This window comes from Jatrophihabitans sp. YIM 134969, from assembly GCF_054456675.1.
In genome coordinates this window covers 15,311-31,650 of the sequence record NZ_JBTJEQ010000032.1, presented here as the reverse complement: position 1 = coordinate 31,650, position 16,340 = coordinate 15,311, and the positions used below count along the sequence as shown (strand labels likewise).

Sequence of the window (16,340 nt, the reverse complement as noted above, 5' to 3'; positions counted from 1 at the left end):
GCTCATGAGCGCGAGCGCGCCGGACCCAGGGGCCGGCGGAGTGCTGGCCGCCCCCGGCGACCCGTCACCGCCCCCGTCGGGTGTCGGTCGGGACGACCCGTCGGTGCCCGCGCCGACCCCGCCGTCGAAGAACCACGACGCGATCGCCAACCTCGTCGACATCCCCGAGCGCACCGGCTACCGGATCAAGCGGGTCCTGCTCGGCCCGCCGCTCGTGACGGCCAAGCTCCACGAGGAGAAGCTGTCCAAGAAGGTCGCGCTCGGCGTGCTGTCGAGCGACTGCATCTCCTCGTCGGCGTACGGCACCGAGCAGATCCTGCTGGCGCTGCTGGTCGCGTTCGGCCTGTCCGGCTTCCAGATCCTGCTGCCGATGACGGCCGTCGTGCTCGTCGTGCTGCTGATCATGACCCTCAGCTACCGCGAGGTCGTCATGATCTACACCCGCGCCGGCGGGTCGTACGTCGTCGCGCGCGACAACTTCAACCGCGGCACGGCCCAACTCGCGGCCGTGGCCCTGCTCATCGACTACATCGTCACGGTCGCGGTGCAGTCGTCGGCGTGCGTGGCGGCGGTGACCTCGCTCGCGCCGACCCTGGACCCGGTCCGGCTGGAGATGACGGTCGTCATCGTGCTGGTGCTGGCGTACGCCAACCTGCGCGGGCTGCGCGAGGCCGGGCGGGTGTTCGCGTTCCCGACCTACTTCTTCGTCATCTCCGTCGGCTCGGTGATCATCATCGGGATCATCCGGGAGATCCTCGGTGATCTGCCGGTCTACGACGCCGGCGCCACCGAGGGCATGATCAAGGTCCTCGACGAGCACAACCCGATCCTGTCCGGCGCCGCGATCTTCGTACTGCTGCGCGCGTTCGCCAACGGCGGCGCGTCCCTGACCGGGCTCGAGGCGATCTCCGACTCCGTCAGCGCGTTCCAGAAACCCAACGGCCCCAACGCCCGGCGCACGTTGTCGATCATGTCGTTGATGCTGGGCTCGCTCGTCGCGGGCATCTCGTGGCTGGCCTACGAGACCCACGCGACGCCCTACGAGTCCGGCTCCCCGACCGTGCTCTCGCAGGTGGCCAAGGCCGCCTTCGGGGACTCGGTGGCGGGCCGGGTCGGGTTCGCCGTGGTGCAGATCGCCACCGCGCTGATCCTGTTGACCGGCGCGAACACCCCGTTCACCGGCTTCCCGTTCCTCGCCAACTTCGTCGCCGAGGACTCGTTCCTGCCCCGGCAACTGACCCGCCGCGGGCACCGGTTGGCCTTCAGCAACGGCATCATCGTGCTGACGATCGTGGCGCTGGTCCTGGTCGTCGTCACCCGCGCCAACGTCAACCTGCTCGTCCCGCTCTACGCCATCGGCGTGTTCACCGGGTTCGCGCTCGCGGGCTACGGCATGGCGAAGTACCACACGATCCACAAGGAACCGGGCTGGAAGAAGAAGTTCTGGGTCAACCTGGCGGGCGGGGTGGTGTCGACGCTGGTCGTCGGGATCTTCGCCGTCGTCAAGTTCACCGAGGGCGCGTGGGTGGTCATCGTCGCGTTCCCGATCCTCTGGTACGCCACCCTGCGCCTCAACCGGCAGTACCGGCGGGAGTCGCGCGCGCTGGACCTGGTGACGAGCTTCCGCAAGGACGGCAAGGGCCTGCCGCACTACCCCCGGCACGTGGTGCTGGTGGCGGTCGACCGGCTCGACCTCGCCGTGCTGCGCGCGGTCCGCTACGCCGGCTCGCTGCGCCCCACCGAGATCCGCGCGGTGCACATCATGCTCGACAACGAGGTGGCGCAGCGCCTCGAGCGGTCGTGGATCGAGCGCGGCCTGGGCGACCGGGTGCCGCTGGAGATCGTTGAGTGCCAGGACCGCCGCCTCATCCGCGCCTCGACCGAACTCGCGCTGCGGACAGTCATCCAGGACCACGCCGAGGTCACCGTCCTGCTCCCCCGCCGCACCTTCCCGCGGTTGAGCTCGCGGCTGCTGCACGACCGCACCGCCGACCGCATCGCCGAGGCCGTCGGCCGCATCCCCCACGTCGCCGCGACCATCGTCCCGTTCGACACCACCCTCGACCCGGCCGTCGAGGACCGGATGGAGGAGCAGCAGGAGCGCGCCGCGCAGGAGAAGGCCCTGCCGCCCACCCGCGTGGTCGAGGAGGACGGCGGCCGCGAGGCGATCCGCATGGAGAAGGCCACCGCCCCCGCCGAACCCCGCGCCGACGGCACCAGCCCCATCGGCTCGGTCAGCTGGCGGCAGCGCGTGGTCGTCGAAGGCCGCATCACCGCCGTCCAGATCGGCACGTCGGCCGGCAAGAGCCTCGAGGCGCAGCTGTTCGACGACACCGGCGGCGTCCGCCTGCTGTTCATGGGCCGCACCTCGATCCCCGGCATCGAACCCGGCACGTGGGTCCGCGCCAAGGGCACGGTGGGTGAGTACAAGGGCCACCTCGCCCTCGCGAACCCCACCTACGAGCTGGTCGACGACCCCGCGTCCGTCGACACCGAGACGTCCGACACCTGATCCCTGTCGTTCGGGTGCGGGCGGCTGGTCGCGGCGCGCACGATGTGCCCGGTAGCAGGCACATCGCGGCCCGATGTGCCCGGTAGCGGGCACGCCGGTCGCTCGTGTGCCCGGTAGCGGGCACAACGCCGGCGCCCGACCGCCGAGCCGGCCCGTCGGAGCCGAGTGCCCGCCGCGCCCACCGGGTCGCCTAAACTCCCCTGGCACGCCCTCATCGTCTAGTGGCCTAGGACGCCGCCCTTTCAAGGCGGTAGCACGGGTTCGAATCCCGTTGGGGGTACTTCGCTACAGGCCCCGTCTTTGCTGGGGCAGAGGCACTTGCCTCGACCTGGGATTGACCGCCGGTGCAACGTTCAGTCCGCAGAAAGTCCGCAGACAGTCCGCGCTGACGCGCCGCGTCGAGGGCGTCGGCCACCTCGTCGAGCTGGTCCGCGAACAGGTGGCCGTAGAGGTCGAGCGTCATGGTCGCGGTCTTGTGGCCGAGCATCGACTGCACGACCTTGACGTTGGCGCCGGCCGCGATGGCGAGGCTCGCGGCGGTGTGGCGCAGCAGGTGGGGGTGGAAGCCGGTCAGGCCCATCGCATTCGCAGCGTCGGTCAGCACGGTGCGCTGGAAGCTCTGGGCGCGCAGCGGACCGCCGCGGACGCCCGGGAAGACCAAGTCCTCCCGGCCCTTGCCCGCGACGTGCTCGGCCAGCTCATCGACGAGGAACCGGGGGATCGGCACCGCCCGCCGCTCGTGGCCCTTGGGCGTGCCCCAGACACGCTCGCCGCGGACCAGCGTCACCGACTCGGCGATGGTGGCCCGGCGCCGCCGGAGGTCGAGCCGGCGGACCCGAAGCGCGGCCATCTCACCGAACCGGACGCCGGTATAGGCGAGGAACAGCACCGTCAGCCGGTGCGGCCCGCACCGCTGCGCGAGCTCGTCGACCTGGTCGTGGGTGAGGTAGACGTGCTCAGTCGCGACGATGCGCGGCAGGTTGACGCCGTCGGCCGGGTTGCGGACCAGCCGCCCGTCCTTCACCGCGAGCTTGAGCACCAGCGACAGCGTGCGGTGGATCTTGTGCACCGTCGACGGTGACGACTCGAGCATCAAGCCCGTGACCCAGCGCTGGATCTCGGCGTGGGTCATGTCGGCGATGCGCCGCTCGCCCCACTCGGGCAGCACGTGCTCGCGCAGGATGCCTGCGTAGCGCTCCCACGAGCTCGGCTTCAGGTGCGACTGTCCCTCGAGCCACTCCTTGGCCCACTCGGCGACCGTCACCTGCGCCCGGGCCGGATCGACCCATGCACCGGTGTTCACCGCGGTGACGACGCCGTCGAGCCACCGCTGCGCGTCGACCTTCCGCGTGAAGTGCCGCGCGTGCTCGCGGCCGGCCGGGTCGCGGTACCGGGCGCGCCAGCGCCCGTCGTCCCGCCTCGCGATGCTGGCCATGGTCGCCCCATCGTCGCACCGCTCCGCCGCTCCAGTCGCGCGCTGAGCTACGCATTGCGCAACCCAACGCCACACGCCGCTTCCCTCCGCGGCCCCCGCTCGCGACCCTCGACAGCACGACAGCCGGACGCACACACCTCATGCACTTTTGGTCGGCGCGGGTTCCGTCGTGACGAAACGAGCGACGAGGAGGACGCCGTGAGCCGTGACAGAAAGGCTCGCGAACGAGCCCGCCGGCGCGAACAGGAACGCCGTCGCGCCGCCCGGTCGACACCGTCAGCAATGGCGGACGAGGACCTCACCGACGCCCAGCAGCGCAGACGCGCCGCCTCGACCTGCGCCTGGTGCGGCGGCGCGATCGACGTGAAGGAGACGGGCCGGCTGCCGAAGTGGTGCTCACCCTCGTGCAGGCAGAGAGCATGGGAACAGACCCGCGCCGCCACCTCCGGCCGCAGCGCCGTCGAGGTCGTCGAGCGCCGCGTCAAGGTCGCGTGTCGACCGCAGGCGCCCGCCGCTCCCCCGCCACCAGCGCGCCGGGACTGGCCGGCCGAGCTCCGCCGCTTGGCTCACGATCTCCACTCGGGCGGCGTCTACCAGCGCGACCTTGCAACAGTCGCAACAGCCGTCAACGAGGTCGTCGCGGCAATCCGTCGCCGCGAGTCGCACCTCATGCAGGGATAGATCGCCGCCACGCCTCAGCCGCCGTCCCGCGCCTTCTCTGCCTACGCTGATCCTGTGGCGTAGCGACTGAGGCGGTCACGCAGCCCGATAGGCGGGCGGACGGAGCGCGGCCCGCCAAACCGGGCTTGCCTCCTTCGGGTCGCAACGGAGTTGTACCTGCCCAACATCTCCGCTGACTAGACGAACATGACTTCCGAGCGTAGCGATCGACGCCAAACGCCGTCTGTCTTCCTCTGTTTCCGGCGAGGTTCGCGTTGGCGCGGTCTGAAACACAACACCAGCTCGATCGCCGAGAAACTTTTGGTCCGTCTCGCTCGGAAGCGGCCGCCGACCGGCACGGTAGGGCGCAACGACCGCAACGGCGCCGTCGTCGAGAAGTTGGCTCCAGACCTCGTCATTCTGCGACGTAGGCGAACCGTGATGAGGCACTTTGAATAGCGAAGCTTTCTGGGCGGGCGCAAACGTTGCCAGTACCGCCGACCAGCCACACCGTTCCGGTCCGTTCGTCAGATCAGAACCCAGCAGAATCGAAGCGTTACCAGCTTGCACCCACAGCGCGATAGCTAGCTCATTAGGGTCGATGAATGCAGACTCTTTCAACTGTTCTTCCGACGTGAAGGCTTCGTGCAACTTCTGCATCGCTAGCGTCACCGCCTCGTCTGACGGCGATAGAGCTCGCACTTCATACTCCTCAGATTCGAGGAGGACCCGCCCCTCTACAGCTCTCGCAACAGGCGATGCAGGACTGCCAGACTCGATTCGTTTAACAACTTCTCGGCCGATCGCGGCGATCTCAGAATTGGTACGACCGGTGGCTGCTGCCGCGAGTCCCTCATCGAAAGATATGAGGTTCGCAAATTCGCGAGGTCCTATGGCCTGAGGCAATACAAACCGCGCCGCTGGCGCATCGGCGAACAGGTCAGCGATGCCTCGAAGGTGGTCGTCGTGAATGTGGGTTGCAACGATAAGCTTTACGTTGTCTAACGTAACACCTAAGCGCTCGAGGTAAGAACGCGCTGCGGACCTACCGGTGGTCCGATCTAAACAAGAATCAACGACAAGCCATTCACCGCCCGGAAGGTGCAGAGCGATGGATTCACCGACGCCTGGACCAAAGAGGGAGACCTCGAGCTCCTCCACTGCCGGCGGCTCGTCTTGCGCCGCACTAGTCACCCATCGCCGCCGCGAGCGTAGCGGCGAGCGAACGCGCCCGCTCGTCGCGCGCCACGATCTCCTCCGCAGTCCACCGCCCGGGCCATTGCATCACCACTGATGCCGTCCGAGCCGGACGGCCCCGGCTGTTCACAACCGTTCGGACCGTGAAGTAGAACCGCGAGCCGGGCTTGATGCGATCCGCGTCAAGATCTGAGATCAAATGAAGGTCGAACTCCGCTTCAACCACTGTAAAATCCTCAGGCCTCGACATTTTTGCACTGAAGTTCCGAGCGTAAACTTGCGTGATAACGCCCTCCCACTTCTCAAGCCCATCGATGAAATACGGTTGAGCGGGCCGCAATACTCTCTTTTGCTTGCGCAAGCTTGTTGCGTCGCGCATTCGCTGTTCGTCAACTCGCGATGCGGTAGTTATCAAGGTCGATTTCTGCGACCTCGATGTCGAATCATCAACGGTGTCTGCTTTGATGCGATATACCACTGGCTCCGACGGCATCTCAAAAGTAAACCCCGACGAGGAGTCATCCCTTGCGTTACTGACGCTATAATTGGCATGAATCGACGAAGTAAGCAAAGACGTCATTCGGTTAGCTCCAGTACCCTAGCGACAAGCACATCCGCACGAGCCATTGCGTTAGTCCAGTCGTCACGCAAGATTTCAATTGCAAGCGGGAAGTTCTCTGGCTTCGGCTCGAGGGCAACTTCCGCAAAGAATCGAGGGTCGTCGCGTCCGCTCACAGGTTCGTCGTACTTCTGAAGTACGTAATGATCATTGTGTGCTATGTAAAGACCGAACTTGACAGCCTGAGACGGCTCCACCGTTTCGGATAACCGCCCAACATAGGTGTCTGGTCGCACAGACCAAATGGTTGAACTCCGTAGACCAGGTGCGGTCAGGAAGCTCTCCCAGAAAGCTTTAGGCATGATGGCATCGCCAGCTGCGTGATACTTCTCAGCACTCGGCAGTTGAGCATGCGCCGCTCGATTGATCCCAATAGCTACCAGCGGAGTGTGAGGCAAAGTTTGCAAGATGCCTAACACAATATCGCGGGCGCGCTCACGCTCTTCGACACGTTCCGTCTCGACTTGAAGACCATCGCGAGTGACTTGAAGTCGAAACCAATCCGTTTTCAAAACTGAAACTTCCGGTGAAATCACCTCGACTTGGACATCTTCTTTCGGACTCACGAGCTCCTGCGCTGTGAGCCACCCTGGAGCAACAATCGCGGGATTGAAAATTCCCCGGACCACGACGGAGGTCAGATCCATCTCGATGGGGGGCAGCACCGTTAGCAACCGTCGTCGGACTGTCGAAGACCGGGCATGAACGTGAGGCTAGCCCAGACAAAGCTGTCTGAGCTGTTTAGTTCACTTGCCACGCCGCCTCGTCGCGTCGCTTCGACACAAGACCAGGCGTCGCGCCCCAGTGTCGGCAGCGTTTCTTCACTGTCAGCCTCGATGTGACGTGCCTCTCAGGACCCGCTGCTCACCTTGCGTTGCGGGTGGGCGGGCGCATCAACGGCACCCGGACCGGCCCAGTCGAAGGCCGGCTCGTCGTCGGCCGTCTCTCACAGCGACCAGCTCGCCGACAGTGCGGCAAAGCAGCGCCGTAGAGCTATGTGCGCCAGCGCCGTCCATGATCTCAGCCGCGTCCGCCGAGGCAACAACCGCTCTAAGTTGATCTTCGCTAGTCCGCAAACAGTCCGCAGGACGTCCAAGCTGGGCTCGTAACAACCAGTTCCAGCCAGCAACCACCAGCAGCATCTAGCCCAATGAATACGGGGCCTCTAGCCGTCCAGGCCCGGAATCGCTGGTTGCTCGAAAACTGCCCTTCTCGGACTTTCAAGGCGGTAGCTCTCGGCCCGAAGTTGCGTCGGGCCGCCTTGCCTCGAGGTCGATCGAGGAGTTGTGGTTCCCCGCTTCGGCGTGTCGGGCGCCCACGACACCGGGCGTGGACCGCTCGGCCGCGTTCAGCTGAACGCGGCCACCGCAGACGAGGCCGCCTTTTCGTCGACCGAGGCGCTGGACCCTCCGCAGCACCAGCTGCGCCATGGCTCCGTCGCCGACCGCGTTCACGTGAACGCGGTTGGCCCGCTCAGGTGCGTCGATTGCGACGACCCGTGCGATGCAACCCGGGCACCAGCGCTCAGCCCGGTACGGCGATCAGCTTGACCGCGACCCAAGTACCCCCGCCGAATTGCGGGTGTACTGAGAGCGTCGCGTCGGGGGCGAAGGAGCGGCCGATCCCGACGCCCCGGCCTGGCGCCGTCGACGTGAACGACTCGGCGATCAGGCGAGAACGGTTCGAGCCTGACCGTGCTCGCGACCCCGTGGCCTGGGGCACCCACAGCTCCCGATCCCGCCCCCGACAGGCCGCGACAGCGCTCCGTCTCGCGCCCAGCGCGAGGGAGGCCCGGATCAGTCCGGCAACGCGCCCGCGTAGACGACATCACCGGCGACGTCACGGAGCTTGCGGTTCGTGTGCTGGCTCGCCGTGCGCAGCCGGTCGAACGCGCCGTCCTCGTCGACCTTCAGCGTGGCCATGAGGATGCCCATGGCCGCGCCGATGCGGCGGGCGGCGACCAGCGCCGCCTGCAGCTGTTCGATCTCCGCCCGGTCGGCGACGCCCTGCTCGACCAGCGAGGCCAGGATCTCCCGGTCGACCTGTGACTGCTCCTGCAGACCCGCGATGGTCTCGAGGTCCTCCTCGCGCTGCCGCTGCAGCTCCTCCACCCGGTCCGTCGCGGACCGCTCCTGCGCGTCGTCGTGCCCGTGCACCATTCACTCCACCGTGCCGTGTCGAGCGCACACCCCGAGGTCTCGAAGGGCCCGACCGACGAAACGCTACTGGACGGCGGCGAGGCCGCAGCCGTCGTCCCAGGAGGAAGACCCCCAGACGCCGACAGCCGGCCGGACCCCCATTCGACGGGGTGTCCGACCGGCCGTCGCCGATCAGCAGAACCGCGGATCAGCCCGCGATCTGCAGCGCGAACACGTGCATCGCGAGGCCCGAGACCGGGCCGTCACTGACGTGCGGGAGGGTCACGTACTGCACCGTCTTGCCGGCCTGCAGCGGCACCGAACCCCAGTACATGCTGACCTGCTGCGTCTGCCGGCCCTGCGCCGTGTAGTTCAGGTACGGCGTCGAGGTCAGCACGTCGCTGGTCGCGGTGCCGGCGTTGGCCCACCAGTCCTGGTAGGACAGGTCGTAGGCCTGCGTCGTCCCGTCGGTGTAGACGATCGTGCCGCTGCCGCCCGCCGTGCCGTTGTTCGAGGCGCCGGCGAACACGAGCGTCGTGCCCGACCCCGCGACGTCGACCGCCTGCCCGCTGGCCACGATGTTGTCCGGCGTGCCGGGCGCGACGTCGGGCCAGGTGATGGTGAGGCCGTCGTGGGTGACCGGCTGACCCGGCGTGAGCGACGGCGTCGCCGCGGCCAGGGCCTGCGCCGAGAAGCTCCGACCGCCACCGTCGAGGCTGGCGGCCGCGATGTTGTTGTCGTCGGAGATCCCCACGTTGTCGAACGCCGCGGTCGGTGAGGCGAACGGCTGCTGGACCGTGACCGCCGTGCTGGCCGATCCGGTGCCACCCGGCGAGGTGAACGTCGCCGACGCCGCGAGCGTGGCGCTGCCGCCGGTGCTGCCGGTCGGCGGCTTCACCTTGAACCGGGCCGTCACCGTCTGGCCCGCGGCGACCCGCGGGTAGCTGGTCGGGTCGAGCGGGGAGACCTTCCACCCGGCCGGCGCCTTCAGTGTCAGCGTCACGCCGGTCAGCGGCGAACCGCCGGCCGGGTTGGGCAGCGTCACCGTGGCGGTGAACGACGAACCGGACGCGGTGAGCGCCGGTGCCTCCACCGTCAGCGGTTCCCGCACGGCCACCGGCGTGGAGCCGGTGACGCCGTCGACGGTCGCGGTGATGGTCGCGACCCCCGGGGCCTTGGCCGTGAGGTGCCCGGCGGCGTCGACCTTCGCGACCTTCGGGTTCGAACTCGCGTAGGTCACCGTGGTGCCCGACAGGTCGACGAACGACTGGTCGTCGTTGACCGCCTCGACGATGCCGTCGGCCTTCACGTGCTGGTCGGCCTGCGCGGTGTCGTCGGCGATCCACGGGTTGGTGCCCGAGAGGTCGAGACCCTGACCCGGCGTGAAGGTCGTCTGGTCCGGCTGCACCGTCACGTACGCGACGTGCGGCGTGAGCGTGCCGGAGACCGCGACCGGCAGGGTGGCCACCGGGTGGCGGGCGTCGGTGGCGAGCTGGAACCGCCACTGACCAGGGTAGACGACCTGCTTCTGCTGCGACTCGTCGTACCGGGCCAAGGCCCGACCCGAGAGGGTGATGCTCACCTTCTGGGCCTGCCCCGGCTGCAGCTTGGCCGTCTTCTTGAACGCGACGAGCTGCTTGGTCGGCAGCGTCACGCCCTTGACCGCCGGCGGGTCGACGTACACCTGTGCAACGGTCGTCCCGGCGCGGGTGCCGGTGTTGGTGACCGTGAACGACAGGGTCGCCGAGCCGTTGGCGTCCATGGCGGTGCGGCTCATCTTGACGCCCGAGTAGGCGAACGAGCTGTAGCTGCCGCCGTAGCCGAACGCGTAGGTCGGCGTCCCGGTGAAGTACTGGTACGTGCGGCCGAGGCCGTCGGTGTCGGCCGGGGCGAGCCCGTAGTTGGTGATCGCCGGCAGCTGGCTGTCGTTCTGGTACCAGGTGAAGTTCAGGTGCCCGTCGGGGTTCTGCTTGCCGAACAGCACGTCGGCGAGCGCGTCGCCCTGCGACTGCCCGTTGTACGCGCTGAACACGATGGACGAGAACTCCGAGGCGATCCCGGCCAGGTCGACGGGGCCGTCGGTCTGCAACGCCAGCACGGTGCGCGGGTTGTGCAGCGCCGTCACCTGCGAGATGAGCGACGTGTAGTTGCCGGGCATCTCGAGGTTGTTGCGGTCGTTCTCCTCACCGGCGGTCGCGCCGTCGGTGCCGGCGGTGACCACCACCAGGTCGGCCTTCCCGATCGCCGCCGTGGTCGCCGCGGAGCACGCCGCGGGCGTCGTGGCCGCGGTCGAGGTGCCGCAGGCGTCGAACCGGATGTCCGTGCCCGCCGGCAGCTGCTTGGTCAGGCCCTGCACCAGGTTCGAGGTGTAGGTCGGCGAACCCGAGTAACCGCCGAGCGTGACGGTGTTCGCGAGGTTGCCGAGCACCACGACGTGGTGGGTGGCGGCCGGGCTCACGGGCAGCAGCGCCTTGCTGCTGCCGGTCATCGCGCCGTTCTTCAGCAGCACGATCGCGTTGTCGGCGACGGTGCGGGCGAGCGCCTGGTGCTGCGGGCTCTCGATCTGCGCGCGGGTGATGCCGGTCCACGCCACGCTCGAACGCGGGTCGAACTCGCCGGTCTGGAAGCGGACGGTGAACAGCTTGGTGAGGTCGTCGTCGATGACGTTCTCACTCAGCAGTCCGACCGCGATGGCCTGCTCGATGCCGGTCTCGGTGACCTCACTGCCGGTGCAGTCGACCTGCGTGCCGGCGCGCAGCGCCATGGCCTCGGCGCCGGCCGCGCCCGGGATGGTCTTCCCGGTCGCGGTCTCGGTCCAGACCGTCTGGCCGTTCACCTGCGCGGTGGTCCACCCCGGTGGCGCCCAGTCGTGGCTGAACTGCGAGTAGATGTCGCCGACGCCGCCGCAGTCGGAGGTGATGTAACCGCCGAAGCCCCACGTGCGCTGGGCGAGCTCGTTGGTCGTGTAGGTGTTCGCGGGCGACGGCGTGCCGTTGATGGCGTTGTACGACGTCATCAGGCCCGAGACGTGCGAGTTCTCGACCAGGTCGCGGAACTGCGCCGTGTAGTAGTTGCGGATGTCGGCGTCAGAGGCGTTGGAGCTGCCGCTGTGCCGGGTGTCCTCGGTGTTGTTGAGGGCGAAGTGCTTGGCCGTGGCCGCGACCTTCAGGTACGGCGAGGTCGAGGTGCCGTTCAGGGTCTGTCCCTGCATGCCGTCGACGAACGCACCGGCCATCTGCCCGACGAAGTACGGGTCCTCGCCGAAGGCCTCGTCGGTGCGGCCCCACCGCGGGTCGCGGTCGAGGTTGACCGTCGGTGCCCAGTAGGTGAGGTTGCCGTAGGCGTTGCGGTCCGGGCCGATGTTGTTCTGGGCGTTGCCCCACAGCGACTTGTCGAGCTCGCCGCGGATCTCGTCGGAGATCGCGGTCGTCTCCTGCAGGGTCAGCTGCGGGTCCCAGCTCATCGACGACGCCATGTTCGTCGGGAAGCTCGTGGCGTGCGGGCCGCCGGAGGCCGATCCCGAGTTGGTGTTCGCGCCGAGCAGGTTGATGCCGTGCTGGGCCTCGGACCAGTACGTGTAGGCCTGCACCCCGAGGCGCGGGATGGCGGGGGCGCTGTTGGTGCGCAGCTGCCCGACCTTCTCCGGCAGCGTCATGCGCGAGACCAGGTCGGCGGCCCGTTCGGAGAAGGAGTGGTGGGTGTCGAGGTAGATCGGCGTCGGCGTGGCCGCGGGCGCGGCGCTCGCGGTGGGGGCGCCGGTTAGGGCGACGACGCCCGCTGCGGCGACGACCACCCCGATCAGCGGACGGGCGACGCGGCGGTGCGTCGCGGGAGCACGGGTCATGCGGACCTCCGGGAGGGGACGGGGACCGGTCGTGATCAGCCGGGTGACGCCACCTGTGGAAGAGGTGTGCGTCACACTGAGCAACATCCGCCGGGTTTGTACAGAAGTCAAGACCCGAACCGGGACGAACGTGTTCGAGAACTGTCAAGACCGACAGATCGCGCCCATGCCAGGCCGCCGTCCGGCTTGTACGGTGACGCCCGTGTCCACCGGGCCGCCGTCGCGGGAACCCCCGCCGAACCTGCGCCTCGAGGGTCGACTGCGGGTGCTGACGGCCCTCGCCGACGGCCGGCCGCGCTCGCGTGCCGAGCTCTCCCGTTCGACCGGACTCGCCCGGGCGACCGTCGGGTCCGTGCTCGCCGACCTCGACTCCGAGGGGCTGGTCGGCGACGCCGGGACCGTCTCCCCCTCGGGCGACGCACCCCTCGGCCGACCCGCCCGCGCCGTGGCCCTGCGCCAGGACGCCGCGTTCGTCGTCGGCGTCGACATCGCCCGTGACCACCTCCGCTGCGTGCTGTGCGACCTCACCGGGACGGCCGTCCACGACACCGGCCCCATCGAGTTCGACATCGAGGGCCGACCACGCGAGACCCTCGACGCGGCCGCCGACCTGGTCCGCACCGCAGCCGGGGGCGCAGGCGAGCGGCCCCTGCTCGGGGTCGGCGTCGGCATCGCGAGCCCGGTCGACCGGCACACCGGAGCCCTGCGCAGCGAGGGCATCCTGCCCGGCTGGACGGGCGTGGAACTCGTCCCGGAGCTCGGCGCGCTCGTGCCGGCACCGGTCGGCGTGGTCAACGACGCCAACGCGGGCCTGCTCGCCGAGTCCCGCCTCGGGGCGGCGCACGGCGTCTCCGACGTCGTCTACGTCCGCCTCTCGGCGGGCATCGGAGCGGGCGTCATCTCCGACGGCCGGGTCGTGACCGGAGCCGGTGGGCTCGCGGGCGAACTCGGACACGTCACGGTCCGGCCCGACGGCCTGATCTGCCGGTGCGGCAACCGCGGCTGCCTCGAGACGGTCGCGAGCCCGCAGTACCTCGCCCGGCTGCTCACCGCGAGCTTCGGACGCCCGGTCAGCTCCGAGCAGGTGGTGGACCTCCTGCGGTCCGGACACCGTGGGACCGCCCGGGCGGTGGCCGAGGCGGGTGAGGCCGTCGGGCAGGCCCTCGCCCACGCCGTGATGATCCTGAACCCCGCACTGATCGTGGTCGGCGGCGAACTCGCCGAGGCGGGCGAGGTGCTCTTCACGCCGATGCGCCGCGCCATCGAGCAGAACGTGCTCAGCGCCCACGCCGAGGAACTCACGATCGTGCCGGGTCGGCTCGGCGATGCCGCGGGCGTCCTCGGGGCCGCGTCGCTGGTCCTCAGCGACGCCCCGGCTCGCCTGGCCGCCCTGCTCGGCCCGGCCGGCGTGCCACCCGGGTGAACGGCCGCGCAGCCGGAGGGTAGAGTCTCCGGGGTTGCTCACCTCGTGTGACGCGACGCGCAAGGCCCCGTAGCGCAGTTGGTTAGCGTGCCGCCCTGTCACGGCGGAGGTCGCGGGTTCGAGTCCCGTCGGGGTCGCCTTGCGGAAGGCGACAGGCCCTCACCGGTTACCGGTGAGGGCCTTCGTCATGTCCGGGGCTGCCTCGGCCGCCTCCTCGCGGCGCTGCGTGCGCAGCCACACCACGAACCCGACGATCACCAGGACGGCGTACACGCCGTAGAGGATCGCCGACGGGTAGAGGTGCGCGTCGACCAGCAGCGGCACCCCGACGGCGTCGACGCCGATCCAGATCAGCCAGAACTCGTTCCAGCCGCGGGCCATGCCGTAGGTGGCGAGGAAGCTGCCGGTGAAGATCCAGGCGTCGGCCGTCGAGGTGTAGTTGCCGTAGTACGTCCCGATCTGGCCGAACACCCACGAGAACAGGGCCGTCCCGGCCGCGCCGATCACCACGATCTGCGCCCAACCGCTCCAGCCCGCCCAGTGCGGACGCACCGGCGGCACCACGGGCGCACCCTCGGCGTCGTTCGCGGTGAGCGCGGCCCGCTTGGACTGCTGCCAGCGCCACCAGCCGTACACCGAGACGACGGCGAACATGACCTGTCGGCCGGCCTGGCCGTAGAGGTCGTGGTCCTGCGGGGTGTTGAAGACGCCACCGAGGAACACGGTGAAGAGCAGGACGTTGCCGATGATCCCGATCGGCCACGCCCACAGCCGGCGGCGCATGCCGCCGACGGCCGAGGCCAGTCCGAAGACGTTGCCGACGATCTCGCGGTACAGGATGTCGGCGCCCAGCACATGCCAGTGCGCGTTCAACACCGTCTCGAACACGTTCACGCGGGGGCTCCGTCTCCTGGGATCACACTGCTCCCCTGCCAACCGCACGACGGGCCCGGATCATCCGCGGACGTGACCCGCGCCGCACCCGGCGGCTCGGAGACCGGCTACGGCAGGATCGCGTCGACGTACCCGCCGTCGGCCCGCACCGCCCCGCCGGTCGTGGCCGAGGCCCGGTCCGAGCACAGGTACACGACCAGGTTGGCGATCTCCGCCGGTTCGATGAGCCGCTGCAGCAGCGACTGCGGCCGGTGCTCGCGCATGAACCGCTGCTGCCGCTCGTCCCAGTCACCCTCGGTGCCGACCAGCTGGGCGACGAAGTCCTCGACCCCGGGCGTGTGGGTCGGCCCGGCGATCACGGTGTTGACGGTGACGCCCGACCCGGCGACGGCCTTGGCGAAGCCGCGGGTGACCGCGAGCAGGGCCGTCTTGGTGACGCCGTAGTGGATCATCTCGGCCGGGATGACGACCGCCGAGTCGCTCGCGATCTGCACCGCGCGCCCGAAGCCCCGTTCGACCATGCCCGGCAGGTACGCCCGCAGCATCCGCACCGCCGACATGACGTTGGTCTGGAAGAACCGCTCCCAGGTGGCGTCGTCGATCTCGAACGGGTCGACCGAGCCGAAGATGCCGAGGTTGTTGACCACGACGTCGACCTGCGGCAACGCGGCGAGCACCGCGTCCGCCCCGGCGGAGTCGGACAGGTCCGCCACCACCTCGACCAGGTCGGCTCCGGGCACGTCGGCGCGGATCTGCCCGATCGCACGGGCCACCCCCTCGGCCCCGCGGCCGTTCACACCGACCCGCGCACCTGAGGCGGCGAGCCCGCTCGCGATGGCGAGGCCGATGCCCTGGGTGGATCCGGTGACGAGCGCGGTGCGTCCGGTGAGGTCGAGGTCCATGGCCCCGGAGTCTGCCGGATGGCCACGCCCCGCCCGCCCGGTAAGCTGTCCGACGTTCGACGGCCAGGTAGCTCAGTTGGTACGAGCGACCGCCTGAAAAGCGGTAGGTCGGCGGTTCGACCCCGCCCCTGGCCACCGACACCGGAGCCCCGCAGCCGCCACGGCTGCGGGGTTCCGTCGTTCTCGGGCCACCAAGGCTTCGGGCCCGGCGGGCAGGATCGACGCCGTGATCCGCACGCTGCACCCCGACGACCTCGACCTCGTGCGCGACCTGCGCCGCGCGCTGCACGACCACCACGCGGCCCTGCCGCCGGTGCCGGGGTACCGGGTCCGGGAGTTCGCCGTGGCCTGGGAGGGGTGGCACGCGGGCGCGCGGCGGGTGCTGACCGAGGGCCGGGGCGTGGTGTTCGTCCACGACGACGGCGGCGCACCGGACGGCATGGCGTACCTGTACGAACTCGACCCGGCCGACCTGGTCCGGCCGATCGTCGAACCCACCGGGCCCCACATCGAGCTGTCGACGTTGGTCGGCGCGGCGCACGCCCGCGGACGCGGGATCGGCAGCGCCCTGCAGGGCGCCGGCGAGGAGTGGGCCCGCGAGCGCGGCGCGGTCGCGCTGCACATCCGGGTGCGGGCGAGCAACACCGACGCCACGCGGCTCTACGAGCGGCGCGGAGCGCACCCGGCGTTCGGGAGCCTGGTCCAGCCGCTCTGAG

At 69.3% G+C, this 16,340-nt stretch carries 11 protein-coding genes, 3 tRNA genes and 1 pseudogene; 7 read left to right on the top strand and 8 right to left on the bottom strand.

Features of this window, described 5'->3' with window-relative positions:
* The first annotated feature begins 4 nt into the window (after nucleotides 1-4).
* Entirely contained in the window at nucleotides 5-2,512 is a 2,508-nt protein-coding gene (locus tag ACXR2U_RS16385; RefSeq protein ID WP_458826135.1) for an amino acid permease, read from the top strand.
* A 207-nt stretch (nucleotides 2,513-2,719) separates the two neighbouring features.
* Nucleotides 2,720-2,792, top strand: a tRNA-Glu gene (locus ACXR2U_RS16380).
* A gap of 213 nt (nucleotides 2,793-3,005) precedes the next feature.
* On the opposite strand, the pseudogene ACXR2U_RS16375 reads toward ACXR2U_RS16380, so the two are convergent.
* A pseudogene (locus tag ACXR2U_RS16375) lies at nucleotides 3,006-3,947 on the bottom strand (tyrosine-type recombinase/integrase); the annotation flags it as partial.
* Nucleotides 3,948-4,229: 282 nt separating this feature from the next.
* Between ACXR2U_RS16375 and ACXR2U_RS16370 the strand changes: the two are divergent.
* A complete protein-coding gene (locus tag ACXR2U_RS16370) occupies nucleotides 4,230-4,628 on the top strand; it encodes a hypothetical protein (protein WP_458826134.1) in 399 nt (132 codons plus the stop codon).
* Between the two features lie 75 nt (nucleotides 4,629-4,703).
* Here the strand turns inward: ACXR2U_RS16370 and ACXR2U_RS16365 are convergent, their stop codons facing one another.
* The 5 genes from ACXR2U_RS16365 to ACXR2U_RS16345 all read right to left on the bottom strand — a co-directional run bounded on the left by ACXR2U_RS16365 (nucleotide 4,704) and on the right by ACXR2U_RS16345 (nucleotide 12,405).
* Complete coding sequence (locus tag ACXR2U_RS16365) at nucleotides 4,704-5,768, bottom strand: MBL fold metallo-hydrolase (protein ID WP_458826133.1); 1,065 nt, start codon at nucleotides 5,766-5,768, stop codon at nucleotides 4,704-4,706.
* Between the two features lie 25 nt (nucleotides 5,769-5,793).
* A complete protein-coding gene (locus ACXR2U_RS16360; protein ID WP_458826132.1) occupies nucleotides 5,794-6,183 on the bottom strand; it encodes a hypothetical protein in 390 nt (129 codons plus the stop codon).
* 197 nt (nucleotides 6,184-6,380) lie between these two features.
* Nucleotides 6,381-7,088: a hypothetical protein gene (locus ACXR2U_RS16355; protein ID WP_458826131.1), complete on the bottom strand. Its 708-nt coding sequence runs from the start codon at nucleotides 7,086-7,088 to the stop codon at nucleotides 6,381-6,383.
* 1,131 nt (nucleotides 7,089-8,219) lie between these two features.
* Nucleotides 8,220-8,582 (bottom strand): ANTAR domain-containing protein, encoded by a 363-nt coding sequence (locus tag ACXR2U_RS16350; RefSeq protein ID WP_458826130.1) that lies wholly within the window; start codon nucleotides 8,580-8,582, stop codon nucleotides 8,220-8,222.
* Nucleotides 8,583-8,769: 187 nt separating this feature from the next.
* Nucleotides 8,770-12,405: a glycoside hydrolase family 3 C-terminal domain-containing protein gene (locus ACXR2U_RS16345; protein ID WP_458826129.1), complete on the bottom strand. Its 3,636-nt coding sequence runs from the start codon at nucleotides 12,403-12,405 to the stop codon at nucleotides 8,770-8,772.
* A 202-nt stretch (nucleotides 12,406-12,607) separates the two neighbouring features.
* Between ACXR2U_RS16345 and ACXR2U_RS16340 the strand changes: the two genes are divergently transcribed.
* Together ACXR2U_RS16340 and ACXR2U_RS16335 are read left to right on the top strand one after the other, a co-directional pair.
* The gene (locus tag ACXR2U_RS16340; RefSeq protein WP_458826128.1) at nucleotides 12,608-13,828 is read left to right on the top strand and encodes an ROK family protein; all 1,221 of its coding nucleotides are present in this window, start codon (nucleotides 12,608-12,610) and stop codon (nucleotides 13,826-13,828) included.
* A 63-nt stretch (nucleotides 13,829-13,891) separates the two neighbouring features.
* Nucleotides 13,892-13,965, top strand: a tRNA-Asp gene (locus tag ACXR2U_RS16335).
* Between the two features lie 22 nt (nucleotides 13,966-13,987).
* On the opposite strand, the gene ACXR2U_RS16330 is transcribed toward ACXR2U_RS16335, so the two are convergent.
* A complete protein-coding gene (locus ACXR2U_RS16330; RefSeq protein ID WP_458826127.1) occupies nucleotides 13,988-14,722 on the bottom strand; it encodes a nicotinamide mononucleotide transporter family protein in 735 nt (244 codons plus the stop codon).
* A 107-nt stretch (nucleotides 14,723-14,829) separates the two neighbouring features.
* Nucleotides 14,830-15,624, bottom strand: a complete 795-nt coding sequence (locus ACXR2U_RS16325; protein WP_458826126.1) for an SDR family NAD(P)-dependent oxidoreductase — start codon at nucleotides 15,622-15,624, stop codon at nucleotides 14,830-14,832.
* A gap of 61 nt (nucleotides 15,625-15,685) precedes the next feature.
* On the opposite strand from ACXR2U_RS16325, the gene ACXR2U_RS16320 reads away from it, so the two are divergent.
* Both ACXR2U_RS16320 and ACXR2U_RS16315 read left to right on the top strand, forming a co-directional pair.
* Nucleotides 15,686-15,759: transfer RNA gene (locus ACXR2U_RS16320), tRNA-Phe, on the top strand.
* A 91-nt stretch (nucleotides 15,760-15,850) separates the two neighbouring features.
* A complete protein-coding gene (locus ACXR2U_RS16315; RefSeq protein WP_458826125.1) occupies nucleotides 15,851-16,339 on the top strand; it encodes an N-acetyltransferase family protein in 489 nt (162 codons plus the stop codon).
* Nucleotide 16,340 lies beyond the last annotated feature (1 nt).

What these genes read in the sequence shown, in the direction of transcription:
- ACXR2U_RS16360 (WP_458826132.1), bottom strand. Translation starts at nt 6,183, where the DNA reads ATGCGCGACGCAACAAGCTTGCGCAAGCAAAAGAGAGTATTGCGGCCC.
- ACXR2U_RS16350 (WP_458826130.1), bottom strand. Translation starts at nt 8,582, where the DNA reads ATGGTGCACGGGCACGACGACGCGCAGGAGCGGTCCGCGACGGACCGG.
- ACXR2U_RS16325 (WP_458826126.1), bottom strand. Translation starts at nt 15,624, where the DNA reads ATGGACCTCGACCTCACCGGACGCACCGCGCTCGTCACCGGATCCACC.
- ACXR2U_RS16385 (WP_458826135.1), top strand. Translation starts at nt 5, where the DNA reads ATGAGCGCGAGCGCGCCGGACCCAGGGGCCGGCGGAGTGCTGGCCGCC.
- ACXR2U_RS16345 (WP_458826129.1), bottom strand. Translation starts at nt 12,405, where the DNA reads ATGACCCGTGCTCCCGCGACGCACCGCCGCGTCGCCCGTCCGCTGATC.
- ACXR2U_RS16370 (WP_458826134.1), top strand. Translation starts at nt 4,230, where the DNA reads ATGGCGGACGAGGACCTCACCGACGCCCAGCAGCGCAGACGCGCCGCC.